The sequence below is a fragment of the Streptomyces sp. A012304 genome (assembly GCF_026008495.1).
GTDB lineage: Bacteria > Actinomycetota > Actinomycetes > Streptomycetales > Streptomycetaceae > Streptomyces.
The window spans coordinates 353099-363853 of sequence record NZ_BQUN01000182.1; the positions used below are offsets into that span (position 1 = coordinate 353099).

The 10755-nt window shown below is 69.1% G+C and carries 10 protein-coding genes; 2 read left to right on the plus strand and 8 right to left on the minus strand.

Annotation, left to right across the window (positions count from 1 at the left end; translation table 11 throughout):
* Both ALMP_RS37635 and ALMP_RS37640 read right to left on the minus strand, forming a co-directional pair.
* The coding region (locus tag ALMP_RS37635; protein WP_264936452.1) for an ATP-binding cassette domain-containing protein at window positions 1-815 on the minus strand (815 nt) is incomplete at its 3' end.
* A gap of 20 nt (window positions 816-835) precedes the next feature.
* A complete protein-coding gene (locus ALMP_RS37640) occupies window positions 836-2305 on the minus strand; it encodes an aldehyde dehydrogenase family protein (RefSeq protein ID WP_264936453.1) in 1470 nt (489 codons plus the stop codon).
* A gap of 218 nt (window positions 2306-2523) precedes the next feature.
* Here ALMP_RS37640 and purU point away from each other — a divergent pair, with 218 nt between their 5' ends.
* Window positions 2524-3396 carry a formyltetrahydrofolate deformylase gene (gene purU / locus ALMP_RS37645; protein WP_264936454.1) on the plus strand — a complete coding sequence of 291 codons (873 nt, stop codon included), beginning with the start codon at window positions 2524-2526 and terminating at the stop codon, window positions 3394-3396.
* Between the two features lie 88 nt (window positions 3397-3484).
* Here purU and ALMP_RS37650 read toward each other — a convergent pair whose 3' ends face one another.
* Genes ALMP_RS37650 through betA form a run of 3 tightly spaced genes read right to left on the minus strand, consistent with a single transcriptional unit; the run spans window position 3485 to window position 6850 of the window.
* Window positions 3485-4327: an alpha/beta fold hydrolase gene (locus ALMP_RS37650; protein WP_264936455.1), complete on the minus strand. Its 843-nt coding sequence runs from the start codon at window positions 4325-4327 to the stop codon at window positions 3485-3487.
* Between the two features lie 12 nt (window positions 4328-4339).
* Complete coding sequence (locus ALMP_RS37655) at window positions 4340-5176, minus strand: 5,10-methylenetetrahydrofolate reductase (RefSeq protein ID WP_264936456.1); 837 nt, start codon at window positions 5174-5176, stop codon at window positions 4340-4342.
* Between the two features lie 3 nt (window positions 5177-5179).
* Window positions 5180-6850 carry a choline dehydrogenase gene (betA, locus tag ALMP_RS37660; RefSeq protein WP_264936457.1) on the minus strand — a complete coding sequence of 557 codons (1671 nt, stop codon included), beginning with the start codon at window positions 6848-6850 and terminating at the stop codon, window positions 5180-5182.
* Between the two features lie 200 nt (window positions 6851-7050).
* Between betA and ALMP_RS37665 the strand changes: the two genes are divergently transcribed.
* Window positions 7051-7797: an IclR family transcriptional regulator gene (locus ALMP_RS37665; RefSeq protein ID WP_264936489.1), complete on the plus strand. Its 747-nt coding sequence runs from the start codon at window positions 7051-7053 to the stop codon at window positions 7795-7797.
* A gap of 1 nt (window position 7798) precedes the next feature.
* Here the strand turns inward: ALMP_RS37665 and ALMP_RS37670 are convergent, their stop codons facing one another.
* The 3 genes from ALMP_RS37670 to ALMP_RS37680 all read right to left on the minus strand — a co-directional run bounded on the left by ALMP_RS37670 (window position 7799) and on the right by ALMP_RS37680 (window position 10601).
* Entirely contained in the window at window positions 7799-8929 is a 1131-nt protein-coding gene (locus tag ALMP_RS37670; RefSeq protein ID WP_264936458.1) for an aromatic ring-hydroxylating dioxygenase subunit alpha, read from the minus strand.
* A 149-nt stretch (window positions 8930-9078) separates the two neighbouring features.
* Complete coding sequence (locus tag ALMP_RS37675) at window positions 9079-10242, minus strand: NAD(P)/FAD-dependent oxidoreductase (protein WP_264936459.1); 1164 nt, start codon at window positions 10240-10242, stop codon at window positions 9079-9081.
* Complete coding sequence (locus ALMP_RS37680) at window positions 10239-10601, minus strand: bifunctional 3-phenylpropionate/cinnamic acid dioxygenase ferredoxin subunit (protein WP_264936460.1); 363 nt, start codon at window positions 10599-10601, stop codon at window positions 10239-10241. Before ALMP_RS37680 ends, ALMP_RS37675 begins: the two co-directional genes overlap by 4 nt.
* Window positions 10602-10755: the final 154 nt, after the last annotated feature.

Below are 10755 nucleotides of genomic sequence, written 5' to 3' on the forward strand. Positions count from 1 at the left end.
ACGAGTTCGTCGCCGGTGCCGCACTGGACCATCTTGCCGTCGCGCATGATCAGGATGCGGTCGCCCAGCTTGAGTGCCTCGGAGAGGTCGTGGGTGATGAACACCATCGTCTTGCCGACCTCGTGGTGCAGCCGGATGACCTCGTTCTGCATGTCACGGCGGATCAGCGGGTCGAGCGCCGAGAAGGGCTCGTCGAAGAAGAGCACCTCCGGATCACCGGCCAGCGCCCGGGCGAGGCCCACACGCTGCTGCATACCGCCGGACAGCTGGTCGGGGTAGGAGTTCTCGTAGCCCGCGAGGCCGACCAGCTCGACGACCTCCTGGGCCCGCCGGGTGCGCTCGGCCCTGCCCATACCGCGGATCTCCAGACCGAACGCCACGTTGTCGACGACGCGGCGGTGGGGCAGCAGACCGAAGTGCTGGAAGACCATGGAGAACTTGCGACGGCGCAGATCGCGCAGGCGCTTGTCGTCGGCCTGGCGGATGTCCTCGCCCTCGAAGACGACCTCACCCGCGGTGGGTTCGATCAGCCGGGTCAGACATCGCACCAGCGTGGACTTGCCGGAGCCGGACAGGCCCATGACGACGAAGACCTCGCCGGGTGAGACGTCGAAGTGGACGTCGCGTACGGCGGCGGTGCATCCCGTGCGGTCCATGAGCTCGCGGCGGGTGAGGCCGCACAGCTCCTCGGAGTCCGGCACCTGGTCGGCCTTCGGCCCGAACACCTTCCACAGCCTGCGCACGGAGATGACCGGGGTGGAGCCCGAGTCCTGGGGCGTGCCGCGCCGCTGCGGCACCTCGGTCTGTGTGGTCACGTTCGACCTTCTTTCGGCGTTCAGCCGCGGAACCAGTACTGCGGCCGGGGTTGGATGTTCTGCCAGATGTGCTTGGGCTCTCGGTACTCGTTCAGGCCGGTCGGTCCCAGCTCCCGGCCCACGCCCGAATGTCCGAAGCCACCCCATTCCGCTTGCGGCACATAGGGGTGGTAGTCGTTGATCCACACCGTGCCGTGGCGCAGCCGCCGGGCGACCCGCTGAGCCCTGCCGGCGTCCTGCGTCCACACGGCTCCGGCGAGTCCGTACTCGGTGTCGTTGGCGATGCGCACGGCATCGTCCTCGTCGGTGAAGCGCTCCACGGTGAGCACGGGCCCGAAGGACTCCTCGTGCACCACGCGCATGTCCTGCCGGCACTCGTCGAGCACGGTCGGCGGGTAGTAGTGGCCGTCTGCCAGCGCGGGGTCGTCGGGCCGGGCGCCGCCGCAGCGCAGTACGGCGCCCTCGGCGATGCCCGCGGCGACGTATGCCTCGACCTTCTCCAGGTGCTGGGCGGAGATCAGCGCTCCGGTCTCGGCCTCGGGGTCGAAGGGGCCGCCGAGGCGGATCTGCCGGGCCCTGCGGACGACCTCGTCGACGAACCGGTCGTGCAGGGAGTCCTCGACGATCAGCCGGGCCCCGGCCGAGCAGACCTGGCCCGAGTGCAGGAACACGGCCGTGAGGGCGAAGTCGACGGCCGTCTCGAAGTCGGCGTCGGCGAAGACGACGTTGGGGTTCTTGCCGCCGAGCTCCAGCGCGACCTTCTTCACGGTCGCGGCGGCGGTGGCCATGATCCGCTTGCCGGTCTCCAGCCCTCCGGTGAAGGAGACCATGTCCACGGCCGGGTCCTCACAGAGCGGTGCGCCCACCTCGGGCCCGGTGCCCAGGACGAGGTTCGCGACGCCCGCCGGGAGCCCCGCCTCCTGAAGTGCCTTCATCAGCAGGATGGAGGTGGAGGGGGTGAGCTCGCTGGGCTTCAGAACGATCGTGTTGCCGGCGAGCAGCGCCGGGGCGACCTTCCAACTGGCTTGCAGCAGCGGGTAGTTCCAGGGCGTGATGAGCCCGCACACACCGACCGGCTCGTAGCCGACCCGGCTGATGGCGTCGTCGCGGCCGGTGTCGATCGCGCGTCCGGCGTCGGTGCCCGCGAGGCCGCCGTAGTAGCGGAAGCAGGAGACGACGTCGGCGATGTCGTACTCGCTCTCCACCAGCCGCTTGCCGGTGTCGAGGGACTCGGCGCGGGCGAACACCTTGGCGTCGCGCTCAAGAATGTCGGCGGTGCGCAACAGCAGCGCGCCGCGCTCACGCTCGGGGGTGTTCGGCCAGTCCCCCGCGTCGAAGGCGCGGCGGGCCGCGGCGATCGCGGCCTCGGTGTCGGGGCGGGTCGCCTCCGATACGGTCGCCGCGAGCGTGCCGTCGGCAGGACATCGGATGTCCCGGCGTCCACCGGCGACCGGATCCCGCCATTCGCCATCCACGTACAGGTCTGCCACGCGACGAGCCTTTCAATGGAAATTCGTTGCGCATCGTGCACCCGATTGCTTGTGGTGGAACACAGTGTCGAATGGACAGACCGACGTCAAGAGGTTGGCTGATGACGATTTCAACATGCGCCCCTTTACCCACCCACCCTTGACCACAAGCGACTCCGAGTCGACCATGTTGCGTATCGCTCACCATGTTGTGCATTACGCACCGACGGAGGCCGCACATGTCCCCTCGACCGCACCCTGGCCGCGAGTACGTCCTGACCCTCTCCTGTCCCGACAGCGCGGGACTGGTGCACGCCGTGAGCGGCTTTCTCGTCAGGAACTCCGGCAACATCCTGGAAAGCCAGCAGTTCGACGACCGACTTCAGGGTCGTTTCTTCATGAGGGTCCACTTCGACGTTTCCGATCCGAACCTCGATCTGGAACAGCTGCGTTACCGGTTCGGTCCCGTGGCCCAGGCCTACGGCATCACCTGGGCGCTGAACGGCGCGGCCACACCTACCCGCACGCTGATCATGGTGTCCAAGTTCGGCCACTGCCTGAACGACCTGCTCTTCCGCCGGCGCACCGGCGCCCTCAACATCGAGATCCCGGCGATCGTCTCCAACCACCAGGACTTCGAGAAGCTGGCGGAGACGTACGGCATCCCCTTCCACCACATCCCGGTGACCAGGGACACCAAGCCCGAAGCCGAGGCACGGCTGCTGGAGCTCGTGCGCGAGCTGGACGTCGACCTGGTGGTGCTGGCCCGCTACATGCAGGTCCTCTCCGACGACCTGTGCAAGGAGCTGGAGGGACGCGCCATCAACATCCACCACTCCTTCCTCCCCAGTTTCAAGGGCGCACGCCCCTACGAGCAGGCCTACCGGCGCGGAGTGAAGCTCGTCGGCGCGACGGCGCACTATGTGACGCCGGACCTGGACGAGGGGCAGATCATCGAGCAGGAGGTGGTCCGGGTGGACCACTCGCTCGACCCCGGCGACCTGGTCACGGTCGGGCGGGACGTGGAGGCGCAGGTGCTCGCGCACGCGGTGAAGTGGCACAGCGAGAGCCGCGTGATGGTGGACGGCAACCGCACGGTGGTCTTCCGCTGAGAGACACGCACAGCGGGGCGGGACCGGATTCCGGTCCCGCCCTTGTCGTATGCGGCTCGTATACGACCCCGTGCGCGCCGTCCCTCGGTCACAGCGGCCGCTGGAGGAAGGCGATGAGCGCGGCCGTGAGTTCCGCGGGGGCGTCCTCCTGGACGAGGTGGCCCGCGCCGGTGATCGGTTCGAAGCGCGCGCCGGGGACGAGAGCGGCGAGCTCGCGCCCCTTCGCCACCGGGATCCAGGTGTCGTCCTCGCCCCAGCAGACGAGCGTGGGGATGCCGATCTCGCCGTACCGGCCCTGGATCTCGTCGGTGTAGCGCTGGTCGGCCTGGGCGATCTGCCGGTAGAAGGCCGCTTGGCCGGAGCCGGCCAGCCAGGGCTCGACGAGCCGGTCGAGGACCGCCGGGTGCAGGCCGGGACTGCTGGCGGTGGTGACGTACTCACGCACCAGGGCGGCGTGCAGTGCGGGCGGCAACTGCTCGAACACGTCGGCGTGCGCGCCGACGAGCCGGAAGAACGGTGATCCCCACGGCGCCAGCGCGACCGGATCCACCAGGGCGAGAGCCTGGTAGCGGGCGCCGTGCAGCAGGTGTGCCCGCAGGGCCACGGCGCCGCCGAAGTCGTGGGCGACCACGAGCGGTTCGGCAAGGCCCCAGTGGCCGAGGAGTTCGGTGAGGACGTGGCCCTGGGCGGCCAGGGACACATCCTGGCCCGTCGCCTTCTCGGAGACTCCGTAGCCGGGCATGTCCCAGACGAAAATCTGATGGTCACGGGCGAGGGAGCGGGCCACAGCACGCCAGACGTACGACGAGAAGGGCGTGCCGTGCAACAGGACGACCGGAGGCCGGCCGGGCTGCCCCAGCCGGTCCCAGCGGACGTCACCTGATGTGCTGGTGAAGGTTCGGGTCAGCTGCCAGTCGGTGTCGGTCGTCATCCCTCTCCCGGTTCAGCCGCCCAGCCGGTCCAGCAGCGCGCGGCGCCACCGCTCCGTCTCGGCGATCTGGTTGAACGTGAACAGGTGCAGTCCGGCCACCCCCGCCGAGGGTGCGGTGAGGGCCTCCTCGGTGCGGGACAGCAGCCGCTCGGGCGCATACCCGCCAGGGGCCGCGAAACGCATGAACCACGAGGCGTGCTTCGTCAGGAAGCGCGTGGACTCCCCCACTCCGATCTTCGTGGCCATCGCCAGCAGCTTCGCCCGCTGCACGGGCCCCGCGACGCCCACATGGACCGGCAGAGTGATGTCCCGGCGTCGTATACGAACGAGCCACTCCCCCAGCACCCGCGGGTCGAAGCAGAGGTTGCTCACGATGTAGGTGGCGTGCTCGCGCTTGTCCCACATCGCCTGGACGGTGACGTCGTCGTGGATGAGCGGATGGCTCTCGGGGTAGCCGGTGACGCCGACGCGGGCGAAGGGCCTGCCCAGCTCGCTCAGCCGGCGCAGCACCGGAAGCGCACCGTCGTAGACCCCGGCCGCCGGGTCGGAGTCCCCGGCCGGGACGAAGACGTCGTCCACACCGGCTTCCCGGAGCCGGCCCGTGACCTCTTTCAGGTGCACGTCGTCCCGCAGCAGCCGCGCCGGCACGTGCGGGACGACCCGGTAGCCGTGCGCCGCGAGCCGGACGGCGAGGTCGAGGGTCGGTTCCAGGCCCTTGACCGGCGACGCCGTCACGGTGACGACGACGTCGCGCGGGACATGGGCAAGGACCTTTTCCTCGGTCGCCTTCGCGGGCAGCACCTCGTAGCGGACGCTCCGCAGCAGCGCCCTCAGCCCTGTCGCACTCAACACCTACTCCGTTTGCTTCTGGACGTCACGGTGGCGGTAGTACGCGGCCTTCGACGGCGCCAGCGGCTCCCTGCCGAGGATCAGGTCGGCGGCCTTCTCGGCGACCATCATCACCGGGGCGTAGATGTTGCCGTTGGTGACGTACGGCATCACCGACGCGTCGACGACCCGCAGGCCCTCCACGCCGTGCACGCGCATGCTGGTGGGGTCGACGACCGCCATCTCGTCGGTGCCCATCTTGCAGGTGCAGGACGGGTGCAGGGCGGTCTCGCCGTCCTTGGCGACCCAGGCGAGGATCTCCTCGTCGGTCTCCACCGACGGTCCGGGTGAGATCTCCCCGTCGTTGTAGGGGGCGAGCGCGGGCTGGTTGAGAAGCTTGCGGGCCACCCTGATCGCCTCGACCCACTCGCGGCGGTCCTGCTCGGTGGAGAGGTAGTTGAAGCGCAGCGCCGGGTGCTCGCGCGGGTCCCTGCTCTTGATCTTCACGGAGCCGATGGCGTCGGAGTACATGGGTCCGACGTGCACCTGGTAGCCGTGGCCGCCGGCGGGCACGGAGCCGTCGTAGCGGACCGCGATGGGCAGGAAGTGGAACATCAGGTTGGGGTAGTCCACGTCCTCGTTGCTGCGGGCGAAGCCGCCGGCCTCGAAGTGGTTGGTCGCGGCCGGGCCCTTCCTGAACAGCCACTGCAGGCCGATGAACGGGGCCCGCCACTTCGCCAGGTACGGCTGCATGGAGACGGGTTGCTTGCAGGCGTACTGGATGTACACCTCCAAGTGGTCCTGCATGTTCTCGCCGACGCCGGGGAGGTCGTGCACGACGTCGATGCCCAGCGCCCGCAATTCCTCGGCGTTGCCGACGCCGGAGAGCTGGAGCAGCTGCGGGGAGTTGATGGCCCCGCCGCACAGGATGACCTCCCTGGCGCGGACCTGCTGGAGTGCGCCCCGGCCACGCTGGTACTCGACTCCGACGGCGCGCTTGCCCTCGAAGAGGACGCGAGTGACGAGGGCGCGGGTCTTGACAGTGAGGTTGGGCCGCTTCATCGCCGGCTTCAGGTACGCCTTCGAGGCCGAGAGCCGGCGCCCACGATGGACATTCCGGTCGAACTTGGCGAAACCTTCCTGCCGATAGCCGTTGACGTCGTCCGTGGGCGCGTAGCCCGCCTCCTCGGTGGCCTTGAGGAAGGCACCGAAGAGGGGGTTGGACGCCGGCCCGCGTTCCAGGACGAGAGGGCCGTCGTGGCCGCGGAACTCGTCGTCGGGGTCGGCCGCGAGACAGTTCTCCATGCGCCGGAAGTACGGCAGACAGTGCGCGTAGTCCCAGGTCTCCATGCCCGGATCGGCGGCCCAGCGCTCGTAGTCCATGGGATTGCCGCGCTGGAAGATCATGCCGTTGATGCTGCTGGAGCCGCCCAGCACCTTGCCGCGCGCGTGGTAGACACGTCGGCCGCCCATGTGGGGCTCGGGCTCGGACTCGTACTTCCAGTCGTAGAACCGACTGCCGATCGGGTAGGTCAGCGCCGCGGGCATGTGGATGAAGACGTCCCACGGGTAGTCCGACCGGCCCGCCTCCAGGACCAGGACCCGGTTGGCCGGGTCGGCGGAGAGCCGGTTGGCCAGTGCACTGCCGGCCGAACCGCCGCCGACGATGACGAAGTCGTACTGCACAGGAGCCATGGTGCCTCGTCTCGCTCGCGCCGTAGATATGCGGGGCATGCTAAACCAGGTCGCGCTATACGCACCAGGTTGCGAACAGCGCAACTTCAGGATCTTGATTCGACGGCGCTACTTGCAGTGACGTTGTTAACTGCGCGTATAGTTTCGCTGTGAGCAACTACAGCCCTGACACGGAAACGTCGAATTCACATGCGGGCGGCGTGCAGTCGGTGGACCGCGCCATCAGCGTCCTGGAGATCCTCGCTCAGCGTGGCGAGGCGGGCGTCAGCGAGGTGGCGGGCGAGATCGAGGTGCACAAGTCCACCGCCTTCCGCCTGCTCGGCGCCCTGGAGGCGCGCGGTCTGGTGGAGCAGGCCGGCGAGCGCGGCAAGTACCGGCTCGGCTTCGGCATCGTTCGCCTGGCGGGCGCGGTCACCGGCCGTATCGACATCACCCAGCAGGGCCGGCCGGTCTGCGAACGTCTGGCCGAGGAGCTCGGCGAGACCGTCAACATCGCTGTCATGCAGGAGCACTACGCGATCAACCTGTACCAGGTGCGCGGCCCGGGCGCGGTCACCGCGCACAACTGGGTCGGCCAGCTGACCCCGCTGCACGCCACGTCGAGCGGCAAGATCCTGCTGGCCCATCTGCCCGAGAAGGAGCGCGCCGCGCTGCTGTCCGCCGCCGGGATGAAGAAGGTCACCCCGCACACCATCACCGCGAAGACGAAGCTCGAGAAGAACCTCGCCGAGGCCCGTGAGCGCGGCTACGCGTGGACCCTGGAGGAGCTGGAGATCGGTCTGCACGCCATGGCCGCGCCGGTCCGCAACCGGGACGGCGAGGTCATCGCGGCACTCAGCGCCTCCGGGCCCGCGTACCGGTTCACCGAGGAGCGCCTGCACGAGCTCTCCCCGGTGCTGCTCAAGGGCGCCGAGGAGATCAGCCACCGGATGGGCTACCTGGGCTGAATCACCCCTGCGGGGTGCCGAGGCGCTCGTTCACCCAGTCGTGGAACGCGCCGATGTGGTGCTCGCTGGGCACCAGCACACCACCCTTGGCATACATACGGGAGCTCATTCCGGGCTGCGTGCGCTCGCAGGCGTCGAAGTCCTGCTGGTTGACGCGGTGGAAGAGTTCCACGGACCGGCTGACGTCCTTGCCGCTCTCGACGACATGCGGCAGATACAGCCAGTCGCACTCGACGATCGTGCGGTCCACCGCCACCGGGTACATCCGGTGGAAGATCACGTGGTCGGGCACGAGGTTGATGAACACCTGGGGCTTGACGGTGATCGCGTAGTAGCGGCGGTCCTGGTCGTCCGCGACCCCGGGAATGCGATCCAGGCCCTCGGAGCCGTCGACGGTGAAGCCCTGGACCTCCTCGCCGAACTCCGCGCCGTGGCCCACGTAGTACTGGGCGGCGTAACCGTCCGCGAACTCCGGAAGTACCTCGGTGAGTTCGGGGTGGATCGTGGCGCAGTGGTAGCACTCCATGAAGTTCTCGATGATGAGCTTCCAGTTCGACTTCACGTCGTAGGTGATCCGCTTGCCGACGGAGAGGTTGTCGATGTCGTAGCGCTCGATCGACTCGACGTCGCCGAGCCGGGCGACGACCTCACCGATGACGTCCTCCTCGAAGGAGGGCGGGTTCTCCGCGAGGCAGACCCAGACATAGCCGAGCCATTCACGCACGGCCACGCTCACCAGGCCGTACTCGGTACGGCTCACGTCGGGCATCTTGGTGAGGTTGGGCGCCGCGACGAGCTTGCCGTTCAGGTCGTACGTCCAGGCGTGGTACGGGCATTGGAAGGCCCGCTTCACCTCGCCGGTCTCCTCGGTGCAGAGCTTGGCTCCGCGGTGCCGGCACACATTGAAGTACGCACGGATGCTGTTGTCCCTCGCCCGCGTGACGAGGATGCTCTCGCGGCCCACGTCGACGGTGCGGAAGGCACCGGGCTTGGCCAGCTCGGAGGCCCGCGCGACGCAGAACCACATGGTCTCGAATATGCGTTCCTGCTCCTGGGCGAAGAACTCCGGGTCCGTGTAGGAGGAGCCGGGAAGAGTGGCGATCAGGCTGTCCGGCAGGCTGGGCGAGGTCACGTTGCACTCCTCGGGAGAACGTCGTGGAGGGGTCATTCACGCGCCGGGAAGAGCGACTCCGGACGGCGTTGTGTATGGAGCAACGCTGCGTGCTGTGCGCAACCGCAGCATGGGATGCCGCTGGGGCGGTGTCAAGATGTGGGCGGTGATCAGGACGCGGTGGCGGCGAGTTGCTTGCGCCAGCGCGTGAACAGCCGCGGCTGGTTCATCCCGAGCACGGCGACCGGGTCTCCGGCCCGCCGGTAGACGGCGAGGACGTCACGGTCGTCCGCGGCGCCCGCCTCGATGGTGACACTGTCGGCGCCGGCCGCGTGCCCCGCGAACTGGATCTTCACGCCGTACTGGTCGGACCAGAAGTACGGCGGCCGGGGCACACCCGGTTCCAGCGCACCGCCCGCCAGCAGTGTGGCGACCGCGGCGTCGGGGCGCTCGCGCGCACCGGTCCAGTGCTCGACGCGGCGATGGAACCCCGCGCGCGGGTCGTACCAGTTGGCGCAGTCACCGACCGCGACCACGCCGGCCAGGCTGGTGCGGCCGTCGGCGCCGCACTTGACGCCGTTGTCGAGAGCGACGCCGGAATCCTCCAGCCACTCGACGTTCGGGCGGGCACCCACACCCACCACCACGATGTCGGCAGGGATGCCGCGACCGTCCTCCAGCAGGACGGCGTCGACACGCCGCTCCCCGCTCAGCCCCTTGACGCCCACGCCGCACACCAGCCGTACGCCGTGGTCGGCATGGAGGGCGGAGACGATGGCGCCCATGACCTCGCCGAGCGGTCCGGCGAGCGGGGTCGGGGCCGCCTCGACGACGGTCACGTCGAGCCCGAGGGCGTACGCGGTGGAGGCGACCTCGGCTCCGATGAAGCCTCCGCCGATCACCACCAGGCGTCCGCCGCGGGTCAGTTCGTCCCGCAGGGCGCGGGCGTCGTCCAGGGTGCGCAGCGTGTGCACTCCGGCCAGGCCCTCGGACCCCGGGAAGGTGCGTGCCGCTGCGCCCGTCGCAATGACGACGCCGTCGGCCTGCACCTCCCGCCCGTCACCGAGCCGGACGACACGCCGCGCGTGGTCGAGCCCGGTGGCCCGGACGCCGAGCAGCCACTCCGCCTGAAGGTCCTCGTCGTCGGTCTCCAGGGCGAGTTCGGCTTCGCCGAGCGTGCCGGCCAGGAACTCCTTGGACAGCGGCGGCCTGTCGTACGGGCGGTGGAGCTCGTCTCCGATGACGACCAGCCGGCCTCCGTAGCCCTGCTTGCGCAGTGAGCGCGCCGCCGACAGCCCGGCCAGCGAGGCGCCGACCACGGCGACCGTCCTCACGCGGGCCCCCCGGCGAGCCGGGCCGAGATGCAGGGCGGCAGGTTGGGCGCGTCCATGGACAGACGGACGTAGATCATGCCGTCCTCGACGACGACCTCGTGGGTGCGGACCGGGAGCTTGGCCGGCGGGGCGTCGACGGCACCGGTGCGCAGGTCGAACTTCGAGGCGTGCAGGGGGCATTCCACCTCGCAGCCCTCCAGCCAGCCGTCGGCGAGCGACGCGTCCTGGTGGGTGCAGGTGTCGTCGATGGCGAAGAGTTCGCCGTCGTCGGTGTGGAACACCGAAACCGGCGGATCGATGTCGAGCCGGTGGGCCTCGCCTCGCGGAAGGTCCTCGAGACGGCACGCGGGAATCATCATGACACCTCGGTGCGTATAACGAAACGGATTGCGGTAAGCGCAACATCAGTCTGGGGTGGCCCAGAACCCTTGTCAAGGCGTTCGGGGGCCCTCTGAGGCCGTTCATCGCGTTGCGCCATAAAAAACTGAGATCGCATAGAGCAACGGCAGGGCG

Bases quoted from the DNA above. Each gene is read 5' to 3' on its own strand.
- purU (WP_264936454.1), top strand. From the start codon at position 2,524: ATGTCCCCTCGACCGCACCCTGGCCGCGAGTACGTCCTGACCCTCTCC.
- betA (WP_264936457.1), bottom strand. From the start codon at position 6,850: ATGGCTCCTGTGCAGTACGACTTCGTCATCGTCGGCGGCGGTTCGGCC.
- ALMP_RS37650 (WP_264936455.1), bottom strand. From the start codon at position 4,327: ATGACGACCGACACCGACTGGCAGCTGACCCGAACCTTCACCAGCACA.
- ALMP_RS37680 (WP_264936460.1), bottom strand. From the start codon at position 10,601: ATGATGATTCCCGCGTGCCGTCTCGAGGACCTTCCGCGAGGCGAGGCC.